The 18,048-nt window shown below is 44.9% G+C and carries 15 protein-coding genes and 1 pseudogene; 10 read left to right on the forward strand and 6 right to left on the reverse strand.

The genetic code is table 11. The annotated features are described in order from the left end of the window. Positions 1-1,362 (forward strand): TRAP transporter large permease, encoded by a 1,362-nt coding sequence (locus ITG10_RS12745; RefSeq protein ID WP_017060625.1) that lies wholly within the window; start codon positions 1-3, stop codon positions 1,360-1,362. Positions 1,363-1,459: 97 nt separating this feature from the next. Here ITG10_RS12745 and ITG10_RS12750 read toward each other — a convergent pair whose 3' ends face one another. The 3 genes from ITG10_RS12750 to ITG10_RS12760 form a co-directional block, all read right to left on the reverse strand. Further along, entirely contained in the window at positions 1,460-1,633 is a 174-nt protein-coding gene (locus tag ITG10_RS12750) for a hypothetical protein (protein ID WP_017631412.1), read from the reverse strand. 78 nt (positions 1,634-1,711) lie between these two features. Further along, positions 1,712-3,061 (reverse strand): sigma-54 dependent transcriptional regulator, encoded by a 1,350-nt coding sequence (locus tag ITG10_RS12755; protein ID WP_248386425.1) that lies wholly within the window; start codon positions 3,059-3,061, stop codon positions 1,712-1,714. Positions 3,062-3,209: 148 nt separating this feature from the next. Next, positions 3,210-5,003, reverse strand: coding sequence for an ATP-binding protein (locus ITG10_RS12760; RefSeq protein WP_017631413.1), 1,794 nt, complete (start codon positions 5,001-5,003; stop codon positions 3,210-3,212). A 163-nt stretch (positions 5,004-5,166) separates the two neighbouring features. Between ITG10_RS12760 and ITG10_RS26480 the strand changes: the two are divergent. The 8 genes and pseudogenes from ITG10_RS26480 to ITG10_RS12795 all read left to right on the forward strand — a co-directional run. Then, positions 5,167-5,349: pseudogene (locus ITG10_RS26480) on the forward strand (hypothetical protein); the annotation flags it as partial. Positions 5,350-5,643: 294 nt separating this feature from the next. Beyond that, positions 5,644-6,942: a trigger factor gene (gene tig, locus ITG10_RS12765; RefSeq protein ID WP_017631415.1), complete on the forward strand. Its 1,299-nt coding sequence runs from the start codon at positions 5,644-5,646 to the stop codon at positions 6,940-6,942. A gap of 105 nt (positions 6,943-7,047) precedes the next feature. Further along, positions 7,048-7,674: an ATP-dependent Clp endopeptidase proteolytic subunit ClpP gene (gene clpP, locus ITG10_RS12770; protein ID WP_004736080.1), complete on the forward strand. Its 627-nt coding sequence runs from the start codon at positions 7,048-7,050 to the stop codon at positions 7,672-7,674. An 81-nt stretch (positions 7,675-7,755) separates the two neighbouring features. Then, entirely contained in the window at positions 7,756-9,036 is a 1,281-nt protein-coding gene (clpX, locus tag ITG10_RS12775; protein ID WP_248386426.1) for an ATP-dependent protease ATP-binding subunit ClpX, read from the forward strand. 132 nt (positions 9,037-9,168) lie between these two features. Further along, positions 9,169-11,520, forward strand: coding sequence for an endopeptidase La (gene lon / locus ITG10_RS12780; RefSeq protein WP_017060619.1), 2,352 nt, complete (start codon positions 9,169-9,171; stop codon positions 11,518-11,520). 170 nt (positions 11,521-11,690) lie between these two features. Continuing rightward, positions 11,691-11,984 (forward strand): HU family DNA-binding protein, encoded by a 294-nt coding sequence (locus ITG10_RS12785; RefSeq protein WP_012604504.1) that lies wholly within the window; start codon positions 11,691-11,693, stop codon positions 11,982-11,984. A gap of 219 nt (positions 11,985-12,203) precedes the next feature. Continuing rightward, positions 12,204-14,069, forward strand: coding sequence for a peptidylprolyl isomerase (gene ppiD / locus ITG10_RS12790; protein WP_017631691.1), 1,866 nt, complete (start codon positions 12,204-12,206; stop codon positions 14,067-14,069). A 225-nt stretch (positions 14,070-14,294) separates the two neighbouring features. Then, entirely contained in the window at positions 14,295-14,594 is a 300-nt protein-coding gene (locus tag ITG10_RS12795; RefSeq protein ID WP_017631690.1) for a ComEA family DNA-binding protein, read from the forward strand. On the opposite strand, the gene rrtA is transcribed toward ITG10_RS12795, so the two are convergent. Then, on the reverse strand, positions 14,585-15,133 hold the full coding sequence (rrtA, locus tag ITG10_RS12800) for a rhombosortase (protein WP_248386427.1): 549 nt from the start codon (positions 15,131-15,133) through the stop codon (positions 14,585-14,587). The two genes, ITG10_RS12795 and rrtA, sit on opposite strands and share 10 nt — an antisense overlap. A 9-nt stretch (positions 15,134-15,142) precedes the next feature. On the opposite strand from rrtA, the gene ITG10_RS12805 reads away from it, so the two are divergent. Continuing rightward, positions 15,143-15,742, forward strand: coding sequence for a DTW domain-containing protein (locus ITG10_RS12805; protein WP_017631688.1), 600 nt, complete (start codon positions 15,143-15,145; stop codon positions 15,740-15,742). A 26-nt stretch (positions 15,743-15,768) separates the two neighbouring features. Here ITG10_RS12805 and ITG10_RS12810 read toward each other — a convergent pair whose 3' ends face one another. Together ITG10_RS12810 and yfbR are read right to left on the reverse strand one after the other, a co-directional pair. Further along, on the reverse strand, positions 15,769-17,112 hold the full coding sequence (locus ITG10_RS12810; protein ID WP_017631687.1) for an anti-phage deoxyguanosine triphosphatase: 1,344 nt from the start codon (positions 17,110-17,112) through the stop codon (positions 15,769-15,771). 55 nt (positions 17,113-17,167) lie between these two features. Next, entirely contained in the window at positions 17,168-17,752 is a 585-nt protein-coding gene (gene yfbR / locus ITG10_RS12815) for a 5'-deoxynucleotidase (protein WP_017631686.1), read from the reverse strand. Positions 17,753-18,048: the final 296 nt, after the last annotated feature.

An 18,048-nucleotide genomic window follows, 5' to 3' on the forward strand; every position in this document is an offset into this window, starting at 1 on the left:
ATGGCAATGTTATTTCTATTTTTAATGGTAATTGCTTTCATGTTGGTCGGTGTACCAATTGCAATTTCCCTCGGTTTATCGAGCGTAATATTCTTATTGATGCATTCAGATGCGTCATTAGCTTCAGTCGCACAAACGCTGTTTAATGCTTTTGCTGGCCACTACACACTCTTAGCGATTCCTTTCTTTATCTTGGCCTCTAGCTTCATGTCTACTGGTGGCGTGGCGAAACGTATTATCCGTTTTGCTATCGCAATGGTGGGTTGGTTCCGCGGTGGCTTGGCGATGGCGTCGGTTGTGGCATGTATGATGTTCGCAGCCCTTTCTGGTTCATCTCCTGCAACGGTAGTGGCTATCGGTAGTATTGTTATTGCGGGCATGATCAAAAACGGCTATTCAAAAGAGTTCGCGGCAGGGGTTATCTGTAACGCGGGTACCTTAGGGATCTTGATTCCACCGTCAATCGTGATGGTGGTATACGCAGCGGCGACCGATGTATCGGTAGGTCGTATGTTCTTAGGTGGCGTTATTCCTGGCCTATTGGCGGGTGTGATGCTGATGATTGCTATCTACATTGCAGCACGGATTAAGAAGATTCCGGCACAGCCATTTGTGGGTTGGGGTGAGATGTTCGCAGCTGCGAAAGATGCGAGTTGGGGTTTGCTGCTGATTGTCATCATTTTAGGTGGTATCTACGGCGGTATCTTTACACCGACAGAAGCGGCGGCCGTCGCAGCGGTGTATGCCTTCTTTATTGCCAACTTTATCTACAAAGATATGGGTCCGTTTGCGGACAAGAACAATACAAAACCAGCGCTGGTAAAAGTGTTCCAAACGTTTTTCCATAAAGACACTAAAGACACGCTTTACGATGCAGGCAAGCTGACGATCATGCTGCTGTTTATCATTGCCAACGCTCTGATTCTTAAGCATGTACTGACCGAAGAACGCATTCCTCAAATGATCACTGAGTCTATGCTCTCTGCGGGCTTAGGGCCGATCACCTTCTTGATTGTAGTGAACGTTTTACTCTTGATTGGTGGTCAGTTCATGGAGCCATCAGGCTTGCTGATCATCGTTGCGCCATTGGTATTCCCAATCGCTATTGCACTCGGTATCGACCCAATCCACCTAGGTATCATGATGGTAGTGAACATGGAGATAGGGATGATAACGCCGCCTGTCGGGCTCAATTTGTTTGTGACTGCCGGGGTCGCCAAGATGTCGATGATGAACGTGGTGAAAGCGGCACTGCCGTGGGTGGGCGTGATGTTCTTATTCCTGATTATCGTCACTTACGTGCCGTGGGTATCTACATGGTTACCGACCACATTGATGGGACCGGAAATCATAACCAAGTAACTATTCCACGTAGTTATTCCAAGTAGCTATTTGCTCCAAGTAGCTATTTGAACCATTCACTGACATGGAATTTAATCCATAAAAAATGAGGAGGTCGCTAGACCTCCTCATCTATATTTCTGCCACGATTTGATTGAGGGTTTATCTGCTCATACAAAGCGCGTTTGGCTTCTAATTCTGGCGTATTTAAATCGACGTGATGATCTGTATAGTAAATGCCATCTATCTCAAAAGTGTCAGTAATCGATGGTACTCTCGTTTTCTCACCCATAACCACTTCCTTATTATATTTATTGCATAACATCCTGTTATTGAAATAAGTATAGGTGATCTTGCTCGCAAATCTAATTTAGTTTGGTTCTACCTTATAAGACTCTTTCGTTAGCTGGTGTTTTTGCATCTTGTCGTAGAGGGTTTTTCTAGGTAATTGCAGTCTCTCCATGGTCTCTTTTATGCTGCCATTACATTCAATAAGTGCTTGCTTCAGCGTGTTTTTTTCGAAGTCAGATACCAGTTCAGCTAAGGACAGCTCTTGAGCCGTTTTACTGATGCTGTCTGATAAGTGAGAAAGCTTACCTAAAAGCACAAAACGCTCTGCAGTATTACGTAATTCTCGAACATTTCCCGGCCAATCATGAGCGAGAAGGGCATGAAGCTCTTTTTGAGGAAGTGCTGGGGCTGTCTTGCCATAGCGAGCCGCCGCCACCAATAGGAAGTGGTGGAAAAGGGCAGGGATGTCTTCTTGTCGGTTTCTCAATGGGGGTAAGTCTAGGGTGACGACATTGAGTCGGTAATAAAGATCTTGGCGGAAGGTGCCTTCTTCAGCCGCTTTTTTTAAGTCGACTTTGGTTGCCGCAATTACGCGGATATCTAAGGGAACTAACCCGTTTGAACCAACCCTTTCGATGACACGTTCTTGCAATACACGCAGTAAACGAATTTGTGCTTGCATCGGCATGGATTCGATTTCATCTAAAAATAGGGTGCCGCCCTGAGCAAACTCGAACTTACCGACACGCTTACTTTCTGCGCCAGTAAACGCGCCTTTCTCGTGGCCATAGAGTTCACTCTCAATGAGGTTCTCAGGCACCGCACCGCAGTTGACCGCGACAAAGTTTTGTTCTCGGCGGCTGCTTTGTTCATGCAGAGAACGTGCAACCAGCTCTTTACCTGTGCCTGTTTCACCAAAGAGCAAGATATCGGCATTGGTGTCGGCAACATGGGTGATGATGGAACGCAGCTCGGTCATGGATTGCGTGTCACCAATGATTCTCGGGCCCAGCGCTTTGCTGGCTTTGAGCGAACGCTTAAGCTCAAGATTTTCCAAGGTCAGTTGGCGCTTTTCTATTGCGCGTTTGGTGGTTTCGATAAGACGTTCATTAGCGAACGGTTTTTCAATGAAATCATAGGCCCCGTCTTGAATCGCTTGCACCGCCATCGAGATGTCACCATGGCCAGTGATCATAATGACGGGAATCTCTTTGTCTTTATGCATGACGGTGTTGAGCAGGTCATGCCCAGAGATACCCGGCAAGCAGATATCAGTGATGATCACGTGAGGCAATCCATTCTCTTGAATCGCGATCAGGGCCGATTCCGCATCGGGAAAGAATTCGGCATCAATATCCGCGAGTTCGAAGCTCTGTTCAATCGCCATTCTTAGGTCAGATTCATCATCAATGAAGTAGACGTGACACATAGTTGTTCCTTTACTCTTTTATGCTGATTATCGCTGAGTTTGTTTATTAGGCCGTATTTGAACGGACTCATCTCAGTCTGTTATTTTTGCTTCGTGTGCTGGGTTTTATTCTTTTTGTTCTTTGCTGTTCTTGTTCTTTCTGTTGCTCTTACTGTTGTTTCATAACGGGTAACTCTATGCTAAATCGAGCACCGCCTTGTGGACTTGTTCCTGTCGTGAGCTTGCCGTTAATCCCGCTGATTATCTGTTGAGATATCGATAGCCCAAGCCCTAAGCCATTCTTCTTTGTCGTATGGAAGGGTTCGAAAAAGTTTCCGCTCGAAGAGGAAGTAAAGCCGGGGCCATTATCATCGACGTGGATCAGTAGCGTGTTGGCTTCATCTGTCTCTTTAACTTCTAATAGGATAGCCAACTGCTTGTCGTCTTGGCTTTCCATCGCCTGAATCGCGTTGGTGAGTAGGTTAATAATGACCTGCTCGAGCTGGATGGCATTGGCGAGTATGCATGCATCAAAGGTTTCAGGCAGCTCATTGGTCTTGACTCGCTCACTCTTGAGTTGTGGCTTCATCAATTCCCTAGATGAATGCAATACAGGGAGGATCTGTAATATGTGCAGCTCTTCCGCGGTCGACTTTTTAGCAAAGGAGCGAAGCTGGTGGCTAATTTTCGCCATGCGATCGGTGAGGGCTGAAATACGCGATAAGTTGTCATCGACACGATCGGTTTTCTCTTTGGCGAGAAAAAGTCGGCCATTGTCGGCGTAGCTACGAATCGCAGCGAGTGGGTTATTCAGTTCGTGGCTGATGCTTGCTGACATCTGACCTAATACCGCCAATTTTGCCGCTTGGATGAGCTCGTCTTGAGTGTGTCTGAGTACCCGCTCGGTTTCGATACGTTGCTTGATCTCAACGTGTAGTTCAGAGGTTCTTTCGAGTACTTGAAACTCTAGTTTTTGGTTAGCTTCTGACTGCAGCCTGTCGATCTGAGCACGCCTATGTTGACGGTGCAGATTAAGTTGGATGACCAGATAAATGATCGCAAAGACCAAACTCAACACCACCATATAGGCGACCAAGTCCCACCAAACCAAGTGGGTGGGAGAGAAGACCCTAACCGTTAATCCAGGATCAGGTAGAAAGCGTGAAGAGGTGAAGAACTTCTCTTTAACTAAGCGGTGAGACGAGCGAATACTGCTGGTGGGGCTTTCTAGGTCGCCAGAGAAATGCAGGCTTTCAATTTGAGTATCGAGGTATTGTTGATTCTCTCGAATGCGAGTTTGCTGTGCTGCATCAAGAGGTTGAAGACTTTTGAATAGCCACTCTGGATTGCTCGACATGAAAATAATCTGGTCTTTATCATCAGCGACAAAAAAACTCTGTTTGCCTTGCCAGCTTGCTTCAATCAAAGACAAATCCATTTTTACCACAATTACACCAATGATTTCAGCGGCATAGGAAACAGGGTAAGAATAATAGTAACCACGCTTGCCCGAGGTTGAGCCTAAGGCAAAGTATTGTTTTTCATGCCCTTGAATGGCTTGTTGGTAATAAGGGCGAAAGGCGAAATTACGCCCGACAAATGAGTGCTTTAAGTCCCAATTACTGGCCGAGATAGTGGTGCCAATGTTATCCAATAAATAGGTATCGGATGCCTGAATCACTGTGTTGACGTGCTCTAGATAGCGGTTGGTTAGCTCTATCTGGGCAGAATTGCTTGGCGAGTGTAGGGCATCGATCAGCTCTTTATCTTTTGAAAGTAGTTCTGGGATGTGGGCGAACTTGTCCAATTGGCTGGCAACGTGAACGGAAAAACGGTCTAAGTTAGATTGATGATCATTTAACAAACTTTCATGGCTTGTGCTCCACACCCAATGACCGCCAAACACCATCAGTAAACTGTATGTGGCCATTAACAGTATTGGGATTCTAAAAGCTTGAAACATGAAGGCTCTCCGCTAATTTCTTTGGTAGACAATCAAGCCTGTCTTCTCTCGTTTATGGTAGCAAATAGCGGTAGTTTTTGCTGAAAGCCGAGAGTGAACAGATGGGTGTAGGTTAAGGGTTTGTAACGGGGATTGTTGAAAAAGTTATCGACTCTGAGGGGTAAAACAAGAGCAAGATCTCTTTTTAAGGTTTTTAGGAAAAAAAGCCCTCGATTCCCTTGAAAAAGTCGCTATTGTCCCCATTTCTGTTGTGCTAAGTGATGTTTTGATCGTTTTTGTATCATTTAGTTGGACGAATTTAGAGCATTCATCATCAAGCAGAGGTGAACGGCTCGACAGAGATTAAACAGATCGCTAGAATGTCGCGTCTAAAATTTCTGTCCTGAGGCTAATCGGAGATACCTTTCTTGTTTCTGAAAACAAGCTTTGTTGCGTTTTAATTGGCGCGTGAAGAACGAAGATATCGCTGATTAGTCTGGTGTTTGGTTGAATAATCAATTCAGACATCAATGCTCGATTTTAAATTAGGTGTTCGGATAGAGCACTACACAAGGATGCAGCCAACAACGTCGGCTTTTGAATTAAAGCTAAGTTACGGCTCATATGCTCAGATTACTGAGCCAGTTTTGAGGTTTATATAATGCAAGTTACTGTTGAAACGCTAGAAGGCCTAGAGCGCCGTCTTAATATTACTGTTCCTGCTGCTAACATCGAAGATGCAGTTACAGCTGAACTACGCAACATCGCGAAAAACCGTCGTTTCGATGGTTTCCGTAAAGGCAAAGTGCCAATGAAGATGGTTGCTAAAATGTACGGCAAAGCAGTACGTCAAGACGTGATGGGCGAAGTAATGCAACGTCACTTCATCGAAGCGATCGTTAAAGAGAAAATCAACCCAGCTGGCGCACCAACTTTCGCACCAGTTGAAAACAACGAAGGCGCTGACCTAGTATTCAACGCAACTTTTGAAGTTTACCCAGAAGTTGAGCTGAAAGGTCTAGAAAACATCACTGTTGAGAAACCAGCAGTAGAAGTTAAAGACGCAGACGTTGAAGAGATGATCGAAACTCTACGTAAGCAACAAGCAACTTGGACTGAAGTTGAAGCTGCAGCTGACGCTGGTTCTCGTGCAACTATCGACTTCGTTGGTTCTATCGACGGTGAAGAGTTCGAAGGCGGTAAAGCTGAGAACTTCCCACTAGAGATGGGTGCTGGTCGCATGATCCCTGGCTTCGAAGACGGTATCGTTGGTAAAACAGCAGGTATGGAATTCGAAATCGACGTAAACTTCCCAGAAGATTACCACGCTGAAAACCTAAAAGGTAAAGCGGCTAAGTTCTCTATCAAGCTGAATAAAGTTGAAGCTCGTGAACTTCCAGAACTAAACGAAGAATTCGTTTCTAAGTTCGGCGCTGCTGACGGTGTTGAAGGCCTTAAAGCTGAAGTTCGTAAGAACATGGAGCGTGAGCTTAAGCAAGCTGTTAAGAACCGCATCAAAGAGCAAGCTATCGACGGTCTAGTTAACGAAAACAACATCGACGTACCTTCTGCTCTTATCGATCAAGAAATCGGTGTTCTACGTCAACAAGCTGCTCAACGTTTCGGTGGCAACACTGAAGCTGCTGACCAACTTCCACGTGAGCTGTTCGAAGAGCAAGCTAAACGTCGCGTAGTTGTAGGTCTTCTTCTTGGTGAAGTAATCAAGACTGAAGAGCTAAAAGCTGACGACGAGAAAGTTAAAGCTATCATTGAAGAGATGGCTACAGCATACGAAGATCCAACAGAAGTTATTGCTTACTACGAGCAAAACGAGCAAATGATGAACAACATGCGCAATGTTGCTCTAGAAGAGCAAGCTATTGATGCAATCATCGCTAAAGCTCAAGTTTCTGATAAAGAAGTTAGCTTCAACGAGCTAATGAATCAGCAACCTGCTTAATATAGTAATATCTGACGTAGAAGGTTGACGTACGGTCAACAATTCTGCTAACAATGGTCCGTATGATTTAATCATTCGGGCCATTTATTTTAGGGACATAAGAATATGAGCTACCAAGAAAAAAACACAATGCCATCGATTATGGACGCACTAGTTCCTATGGTGGTTGAACAGACTTCCCGTGGTGAACGTTCTTACGATATTTATTCTCGTCTATTAAAAGAACGTATCATTTTCTTAACAGGTCAAGTGGAAGACCACATGGCAAATCTTGTCGTGGCGCAACTGCTTTTCTTGGAATCAGAAAACCCAGACAAAGATATCTATCTTTACATCAACTCACCTGGCGGTAGCGTAACAGCAGGCATGTCTATCTACGACACAATGCAGTTCATCAAGCCAAACGTGAGCACAGTATGTATGGGTCAAGCTTGCTCTATGGGTGCATTCTTACTAGCAGGTGGTACTCCTGGTAAGCGTCACGTGCTTCCAAACTCACGTGTAATGATTCACCAGCCACTTGGCGGCTTCCAAGGCCAAGCGTCTGATATTCAAATTCACGCGCAAGAGATCCTAACGATCAAACAAAAGCTAAACAAACTATTGGCAGAGCACACGGGGCAGCCTCTAGAAGTTGTTGAGCGCGATACAGATCGTGATAACTTCATGTCTGCTGATCAAGCAGTAGAATACGGCTTAGTGGATTCAGTTCTTAATCACCGCGGTCAATAATTGCAGGGCAATTGTTTAACGCAAAGTGATTCAAATTGATATACACTCAAGCATAGAGAGTTAAGGCTAAGAGGTTAGCGAATGACAGATAAAAGCAAAGAGGGTGGTAGCGGTAAACTGCTTTACTGCTCTTTCTGTGGCAAAAGCCAACACGAAGTTCGCAAGTTAATCGCAGGTCCTTCTGTTTACATTTGTGATGAATGTGTCGATCTTTGTAACGACATTATTCGTGAAGAAATTAAAGATGTTCTTCCTAAGAAAGAATCGGAATCGCTGCCAACGCCGCGTGAGATTCGTGAGCATCTTGACGACTATGTAATCGGTCAAGAATACGCGAAAAAAGTGCTAGCAGTTGCGGTATACAACCACTACAAGCGTTTACGCAATGGTGATACAACGGCTGAAGGCGTAGAGTTAGGTAAGAGTAACATTCTTCTTATCGGTCCTACTGGTAGTGGTAAAACGCTACTTGCTGAAACACTGGCTCGTTTCCTAGACGTTCCTTTCACAATGGCAGATGCAACAACACTAACCGAAGCCGGTTACGTGGGCGAAGATGTTGAAAACATCATCCAGAAGTTGCTTCAGAAATGTGATTACGACGTAGCGAAAGCGGAACGCGGCATTGTTTACATCGATGAAATCGACAAGATTTCTCGTAAAGCTGAAAACCCATCAATCACGCGTGACGTGTCTGGTGAAGGTGTACAGCAAGCTCTACTAAAACTTGTTGAAGGTACAGTTGCTTCAGTTCCACCTCAAGGTGGTCGTAAGCACCCACAGCAAGAATTCTTGCAAGTGGACACGTCTAAGATCCTATTTATCTGTGGTGGTGCATTTGCAGGCCTAGATAAAGTGATTGAGCAGCGTGTAGAAACAGGTTCAGGTATCGGCTTCGGCGCAGAAGTGCGTTCAAAAGACGGAACCAAAACTATCGGTGAATTGTTCACTCAAGTAGAACCTGAAGATCTAGTGAAGTATGGTCTAATTCCAGAATTCATTGGTCGTCTACCTGTTACAACAACACTGACAGAGCTTGATGAAGAAGCGCTAATCCAAATCCTTTGTGAGCCAAAGAATGCACTGACAAAACAGTACGCTGCATTATTTGAGCTTGAGGATACAGAGCTAGAATTCCGTGAAGACGCTTTACGTGCCATTGCTAAGAAAGCAATGAACCGTAAAACAGGTGCTCGTGGTCTACGTTCTATCTTGGAGGGTGTTCTACTAGAAACTATGTACGAACTGCCATCTTCAACTGATGTAAGCAAGGTTGTGATTGATGAGTCGGTAATTAATGGTGAGTCAGAACCACTATTAATTTACAGCAACTCAGATAACCAAGCAGCTGTTGCAGAGTAGGTCTTTTTTAGACAAGTCACTCAAATTGAAAAAGGAGGTAAGCAATTACCTCCTTTTTTTTATTCTTCCATTGAATCCAGTCGTTTAAGCCCCATATACTGCTTTATAAGTTAAAGCGGAAGAGAGAAATATATGAACTTGGAACGTTCCGAGCGTATCGAAATCCCCGTGCTACCTCTACGTGATGTAGTGGTTTACCCACACATGGTTATTCCATTGTTTGTTGGTCGTGAAAAATCGATTACTTGCCTTGAATCGGCAATGGAAGCTAACAAACAAGTACTACTTGTAGCGCAGAAAGAAGCGGACACTGATGAGCCTTCAATTGACGACCTATTTAAAGTAGGTACTGTCGCTACCATTCTTCAGTTACTAAAGCTCCCTGATGGTACTGTTAAAGTACTTGTCGAAGGTCAGCAGCGTGCAAAAATTCACCAATTCAAAGAAAGTGAGTTTTTCTTAGCGGACGCAGAATACGTTGTAACCTCAGAACTTGACGAAAAAGAACAAGAAGTGGTTGTTCGTAGTGCGATCAATCAATTCGAAGGCTTTATTAAGCTAAACAAAAAGATTCCACCAGAGGTTCTAACATCTCTGAACGGTATTGATGAGGCAGCTCGCCTTGCTGATACGATTGCTGCGCACATGCCACTTAAACTGGTAGACAAGCAGCACGTTCTAGAAATCTTAGATGTGACAGAACGTCTGGAATTCTTGATGGGCCAAATGGAGTCAGAAATTGACATCCTGCAAGTTGAAAAACGCATCCGTGGCCGCGTTAAGAAGCAAATGGAAAAATCTCAGCGTGAGTACTACCTGAATGAGCAAATGAAAGCGATTCAGAAAGAACTTGGCGAGATGGACGACGCTCCTGATGAATTCGAGACTTTGAAGAAGAAGATCGAAGATTCGAAGATGCCTCAAGAAGCTCGTGAAAAAACCGAGCAAGAACTGCAAAAACTGAAAATGATGTCGCCAATGTCTGCTGAAGCAACAGTAGTACGTAGCTACATTGATTGGATGGTGGGCGTTCCTTGGGCTAAGCGTTCAAAAGTTAAGAAGAATCTAGCGAAAGCGGAAGAGATCTTAAACGAAGATCACTACGGCTTAGAGCGTGTTAAAGAACGTATTCTTGAATACTTGGCGGTACAAAACCGTATCAATAAGCTAAAAGGCCCAATTCTTTGTCTTGTTGGTCCTCCTGGTGTAGGTAAAACCTCACTAGGTCGTTCGATTGCTGCGGCAACGGGTCGTAAGTACACACGTATGGCACTAGGTGGCGTACGTGATGAAGCTGAGATTCGTGGTCACCGTCGTACGTACATCGGTTCACTTCCGGGTAAACTGATTCAGAAGATGTCTAAAGTTGGTGTTAAGAACCCACTGTTCCTATTAGATGAGATCGATAAGATGTCTTCTGATATGCGTGGCGACCCGTCTTCAGCGCTTCTAGAAGTACTAGATCCAGAACAAAACAACGCATTTAACGATCACTACCTAGAAGTAGATTACGATCTGTCAGATGTTATGTTCGTGGCAACATCGAACTCGATGGACATTCCTGGGCCTCTACTGGACCGTATGGAAGTGATTCGTCTATCTGGTTACACAGAAGATGAGAAGCTGAACATTGCTAAGAGCCACTTACTGGACAAGCAAGTTCAACGCAACGGTCTTAAGCCTCATGAAATTGAGATTGAAGACTCTGCAATCATCGGCATCATTCGTTACTACACGCGTGAAGCGGGTGTACGTAGCCTAGAGCGTGAAATCTCTAAGATCTGTCGTAAAGCAGTGAAGAACATCTTGCTAGACAGCGACCTTAAGTCTGTAACGGTTAACATTGATAACCTGAAAGAGTACTTAGGCGTTCAACGTCACGACTTCGGTAAAGCGGATGAAAGCAACCGTATTGGTCAAGTAACGGGCTTAGCGTGGACTCAAGTGGGTGGTGATCTACTGACTATCGAGACTGAAGCAATGCCGGGCAAAGGTAAGCTAACGCAAACTGGCTCACTTGGCGACGTGATGAAAGAGTCGATTCAAGCGGCAATGACCGTGGTTCGTTCTCGCGCTGAAAAACTGGGTATCAACTCGGATTTCTACGAAAAACGCGACATTCACGTTCACGTACCGGAAGGTGCTACACCGAAAGATGGCCCGAGTGCGGGTATCGCAATGTGTACGGCACTTGTCTCTAGCTTAACGGGTAACCCGGTTAAAGCAGAGGTCGGTATGACAGGTGAAATTACCCTTCGTGGTGAAGTTTTACCTATCGGTGGCTTGAAAGAAAAACTGCTTGCTGCACACCGTGGCGGCATCAAAACTGTACTGATTCCTAAGGACAATGAGCGTGATTTGGAAGAGATTCCAGACAACGTAATCGCTGACCTGAAGGTGATCCCGGTCCAATGGATTGATGAAGTACTGAAAGTCGCGCTAGAACGAGATCCGTCAGGGGTCGAGTTTGACGTGAAAAAATAGTGATGCATAGCAAAAATAAGTAAAGAATTACGCTGATAGGCTCGAAAAGGCTTGTCAGCGTTTTTTTTGGACGCTAAGTTATTTGACTAAAGCGGCAGCCCTTTTGCAATAAGGCTTGCGGCTAAATTAAAACCAAAATGGAACGTACAGTCATCGAGAAGTAGTCACAGATGACACATAGGGGAAAAACAGTGAATAAAACACAACTAGTAGAATCAATCGCAGAAAACGCAGACATCTCTAAAGCTTCAGCTGGTCGCGCTCTAGACGCTTTCATCGAAGCAGTTGGCACAACGCTACAATCAGGCGACCAAGTTGCACTTGTTGGCTTTGGTACTTTCAGTGTTCGTACTCGTGCTGCTCGTACAGGTCGTAACCCAAAAACTGGTGAAGAGATCCAAATCGCAGAAGCTAAAGTACCTGGCTTCAAAGCGGGTAAAGCACTTAAAGACGCATGTAACTAATTTCTACGGCTGAAACCTCGGTTTTGCGAGGGGAAGGCTGTAAAATGCGTTTACTGTTTGAAAAATGATGTTTCATTCTTAAACAGTAAGTGTGCAAAGCACATTGAACTTATTTAAATTATGCGCATCCTACTGATGCGCATTTCTTTTTCTGATAATATCGCGTGAATAGATTTTTATTTTGAAGCCAATGCTTCATATCCGGAGAGCACTTAAATTATGATGGATCGATTACGCGAAGGCGTGAATAGCATCGCGGTAAAAATTATCCTTGGGTTGATTATCCTGTCATTCGTATTCGCAGGTGTAGGCAGCTACATCACCGGTGGCGGTAACAACGCAGCAGCTAAAGTTGGCAACACAGAAATTGCTCGTGGTGAGTTCGAACAAGCTTACCAAAACGAACGTAATCGCATGCAATCTCAACTTGGCGATTACTTTGCTCAAATGCTTGCAGACCCTGCATACGTAGAGTCTTTCCGTAAATCAGTCCTTGATCGCATGATCAACGACGTTCTACTTGAGCAGCAAGCAGAGTCTCTAGGCCTACGAATCAGTGATTCTCAAATCCGTACCATGATTCTAGAAATGCCTCAGTTCCAAACGGCTGGTCAATTCGACCAAGAAGTTTACCAATCAGCACTACGTCGTGCAGGTTTCAGCGCAGAAAGCTTCGCTGAATACATGCGTCGTGACCTAATGCGCAACCAGCTTGTGACTGCACTTCAAGGCAGTGAATTTGTTCTTGAAGGCGAAATCGACACGCAAAGCAAACTGATTGCTCAAACTCGTGACATTCGTACAGTGACACTGTCTGTTGCTGACCTTGCGAAAGGCATCGAGCTAACTGACGAACAGATCGAACAGTACTACCAAGAGAACCCTGCAGCTTACACTCGTCCAGAGCAAGCGAAGGTATCTTACATTGAGCTTTCTGCTGAAGCACTTAAGTCTCAGCTTGAAGTAAGCGATGAAGAAGCGCAGAAATACTACCAAGAGCACCTAGACAAGTACTCAACTGAAGAGCAACGTAAAGTTAGCCACATCCTAGTTCAAGGCGATGACGAAGCGAAAGCTCAGTCTATCCTAGACGAACTAAATGCAGGCGCTGATTTTGCTACGCTAGCGGAAGAGAAATCTGACGACTTTGGCAGTGCTGACGTTGGCGGTGACCTAGGTTGGATCGAACGTGATGTTATGGACCCAGCATTCGAAGACGCGGCTTTCGCTCTTGAGAATATTGGTGACACGACTGGCCTAGTTAAATCTGATTTCGGCTACCACATCATTAAGCTAGACGAACTAAAAGCGTCTCAAGCTCAGCCTTACGCAGAAGTAGCGGCAGAGATTAAGACAGAGCTTCTAGACCAACATGCAGTTGATCAGTTCTACGAGCAACAAACTGAACTTGAAAAAGTAGCGTTTGAGTTCCCAGATTCTCTAGATGATTCTGCTGAAGCGATTAATGCGAAGATTACGACGACTGATTTTATCTCTCAAGCTGATGCGCCAGAAGTTCTGATGACGCCTGCAGTAATGCAAGCTATCTTGAGTCCTGAAGTGAAAGAAGACGGTCTAAACTCTGAAGTTATCGAAGTAGCTCCTGAGCACGTAATTGTTGTTCGTGTAGAAGAGACTCGTGACGAGACTGTTCTTCCTCTAGCTGAAGTGAAAGGTCAGGTTGTGGCTGCACTGTCTGCGGTACAAGCAGAGCAACAAGCGGTTGAGCTAGGTGTTTCTCTAGTGAACGAACTTAAAGCTGGCAATGAAGCAGTGCTTGCGGACAATAACCTTGAGTTCACTGAACTTGAAACCATTGACCGTAACTCTCCACTAGCAGCTTCTGTATTCGCTCTAGCGAAACCAGAAGAAGGCCAAGCGGTGTTCGGTCAATCGAAAGACCAAGACGGCAACATCGTTGTTGTTGAGCTTTCTAAAGTGACAGCTGAAATCAACCCAGCTTACAGCACTCAAATTGGTGCACAGTTAGAGCGTGTTGGTAACCAGCAAGACCTAACTAACGTACTTAACGTACTACGCAAAAACGCAGACGTTGAATACTACGTAGTAGGTCAAGGTCAGTAAGCATCGATTACCTTGGTAGTTAAGCCTGTTTAACGACTGACTACCGAGATTCATCATGCGATGGTTGGGTGATAAAAGAGATTTGTGAGCCAACAAGCAAGCTGATGAAAACAAGATGTATAACAAAGCGGGTCATTTAGGTGACCCGCTTTATTTTTATCTAGCGATTGTGTTCTCTCTCGTTACAAATGCATAAGTTACGTTTTTTGTACAAAGGAACGGTTTATGCGCGCGATATATTCAACACTACTGATTTCATTTCTTATTACTCTCAGCTCTGCCGTGTTTGCAGACAGCCCGACTAAGGCTGAGCTTTACGATGGTATTGAGATCACGGTAAACATCAATACAGCGACAGCAGAAGAGCTATCAGCATTATTGGTGGGCGTGGGTGATAAGAAGGCGAAAGAGATCGTCGATTACAGAGAGAAGAACGGAGAGTTCTCCTCGGCAGATAGCTTGGTTAATGTGAAAGGGATAGGTGAGGCAACGGTTGAAAAGAACCGCGAAAGAATTCAGCTTTGATCGGTTTTTTTATTCATTACGAATGAAGCGATAGCCATGAAGCCTCCAGCCAGTGCTCCTGCTAGGTGGGCTTCAATCGCAACGCGAGCATTAATCAGCTCGCCAGTCGTGCTAGAAGGGCCGACAAACTGCTCCCACGCTATCTTAGCTACTAATCCTGCCACTAACAGCCAACTCGACTTTCTGCCGTTTAACGCTTCTCTGAGTGCGAATAAACTAAACAGCCCATGTAAGGTTCCCGACAAACCCACATAGATTTGAATGCTCGACAGCAACAGCGCTAATCCCATGACTAAACTAATCACAAGCAAAGCAACAACAAGCTGTGTTTTGCTCGGTTGAAACAGATAACTGATGATCCACAAGCCTACTAAATTCATCACAAGGTGCGAGTAGTTGGTATGTGAAAAGTTTCCTGTTAGGATCCGCCACCATTGCCCATCGGCAATCGCATTGTTATTCCAAACTACCCAAGCCTGCACAGGCTCTAGTTGGAATAAGACGCATAAAAGTGAAGTGAAAATTAAAACAGGGTACACATTAAATCCATGTCTCGTTATTGCCGCCAATGCAGCAAGGCTTTGAAAGCTTGTATTTGTCAGTGGGTTACGCCACTAGAATCGAACGTTGAGCTTATCATTCTTCAGCACTCATCAGAAGAGCATCGCCCGATGGGAACCGCGCGTATTCTCTCGTTATCTCTAAAAAACAGCGTGACGCTTGTTGGGGAAGACTTTTCAGATAATACAAAACTGAACGCGTTGCTGGACGATGAGGATTACCAACACGTGATTTTGTATCCAAGTGAGCATTCTGTGTCTGTTGAGTCTGCAACACACCCAAGCAAAAAAATGCGTGTGATTTTATTGGATGGTACGTGGAAGAAGGCATTCAAGATGTGGCAGGTGTCGAGTAACTTGCACGAGCTGGAAACCGTTCACCTACCCAAAGATCTTAAAGGTAACTATCGAATCCGTAAGGCGCCGAGTGAAAACAGCTTGTCGACGGTAGAAGCCGGATACCACTTGTTGAGTTTATTAGAGGGCGACCGAGACTTCAGTCCGTTGCTAACGGCATTTGACCAAATGATTCAATTTCAAATTAATCAAATGCCGCCCGGTGTATTTGAGAAAAACTACCTAGATTAAGCTGCTTTAGTCGAATGAATCAGCAGCTAAAACTCGGTATGAGCGGAGAACAATTGCTGATGCATTTTCTGCGCAAGATCATCGGTCATTGATGAGATGTAATCAGCGATCACTCGCATCTTTCTCGATTCATCGTCATGCAGTAGCCACTGCTTTTTGATCGGTAGTGGCAACAAGCGTTCAGGATCGGCGCTGAATGCCTCAAACATATCCATAATGATCTGCTGACCTTTGTATTCGATCACCTGAACCTGTGGCACTTGAATCACGAACTCGCTGACAAAGTGTTTCAGCTTATCAAGCGTGGCGTCCATGCTTGGTTCAAGTACGGCATTGTAGGCAAGCAGCACATTCTCAAAATCTTCATCCACTCGCTTAATCGAGATGCTGGTCAGCAGCGCATTAACTATTCCGCCAATGGCATTTTTACGGCGGTATTGCTCTCCAGAAAACAGCATTTCAGTAATTGAATCTAGGTGTTCGCAAATCCAAGGGTCGGCCATCTCTTTCAATTGAGGATAAGCAGATTCAACCCATTGCGCTTTGGTCACTGAACCGAGCACAATCGCATCTTCTAAATCGTGCACGCCATAAGCGATGTCATCAGCCAACTCCATAATGGAGCAGTCGAGTGATTTGTACTTGGTTTTATTGTGCTCAAGAGGCTCGGTGTGTGATTTTCTTTTCTGTTTGAGAAGCTGTTGGTCGTTAGCTGAAAGCGGCTCAAGTACCCAATTGAACAGCTCTTCATCATGATCGTAGATGCCTTTTGCTGGCATCCAATCTTTTGCTCTTAACTGACGCTGATGTTTTACAGGTTCCGACTGTAATCTCGCTTGGACTTGGCTGAGCAGAGAAGGGTATTTAATTAGCCCGAGTAGCGTGCGTCGAGACAGGTTCATCCCATGGTGTTCGGTGTAAGGCTCTAGCTGAGTGACAATGCGAAACGTTTGGGCATTACCCTCAAAGCCGCCGTGATCGCGCATCATGTAGTTCAGCGCCACTTCACCGCCATGCCCATAGGGTGGGTGACCAATATCGTGAGCTAAACACAAAGAATCAATCAAACTGTCTGAGGGTAGTAGGTCTCTAAACTCGGGCTGCTTCTTCTTAAGCTGAGCGACAATACCAGTGCCAAGCTGCGCTGCTTCGAGCGAGTGGGTGAGGCGTGTACGGTGAAAGTCGTTCACCGTAGTGCCATGAATCTGGGTTTTAGCTTGTAGGCGACGGAAAGCAGCAGAGTGAAGCACGCGCGCACGATCTCGTTGGTACGGGCTACGGTGATCGTCACGTCTTATCTTATGTTCATCGTCATTTCGATGTTGCCATTCTTGTTCGAGTACAAAGGGTGGTTCGAGTTGAGAATTCAAAATAGCACCTATCAAATTGATTTTATTTAGCTAATTAAAAACAACTTATACCCAGCTAGCTTATCTCGTCTAGTGATAATTCAAAGCTCGGCGCAAATGTGGTGAGAAAGTAGTCCATTTCTGGGCTTTTACGCTGTTCGAGTGTCTCTTCGAGTCGGCGCTTGGCTTGCTCGTATTCATGGTTGCCCGCACTGAGCTCCTCCAAACACTTGAGGTAAGCACAGATAGTATCGGCTTGTTTTACGATGCTTTGTTCTTCTTTACTGGCTGTTCCTGAAATTAAGAAGGGGGCGAAGTCGTCTTGAAACTCTTCTGGCAGCATCGAAAGCAGTCTTTGCTCTGCTGCGGCTTCTATCTTTTTATATTCTTGGGCAATGTCTGGGTTGTAGTATTTAACCGGCGTTGGTAGATCTCCAGTAAGCACCTCACTGGTGTCATGGTACATGCCAAGTAGGGCAATGTGTTCTGGGTTGAGTTTGCCATCAAACTTCTTGTTTTTGATAAGCGCCAAGGCGTGGGCAACGAAAGCGACCTGTAGGCTGTGTTCTGAAATGTTCTCGCTTGAGACTGAGCGCATCAAAGGCCAGCGTTGGATTAGTTTCATGCGTGCGAGATGGGCGAAGAAATGGCTCTGTTTCATAAGCGTCCTTATAGTACCAATCGTAGTAAGTAACTGGTCATCCTAGCTTGTTAAAAAACTCGATAACTTTGTTAGAATTTTTGATTGTAGAATAACTACTTACCAAAAAATCCTGCCTTGTTCTCAAGTTTTTTTCCTGCGCTATTTCTGAACACTTACTTACTGTGATTGGTATAAACAGTGCTCCACTCGTACCTTATGTTAACTCAAACAGTACGAGACAGCGGATACAAAAAAGGCTCCCAAACAGGAGCCTTTTAAGCATAGAAGTGATTGAATACAAGTTAAAGTCTTTT

It is taken from the genome of Vibrio sp. ED004 (assembly GCF_023206395.1).
Classification (GTDB): domain Bacteria; phylum Pseudomonadota; class Gammaproteobacteria; order Enterobacterales; family Vibrionaceae; genus Vibrio.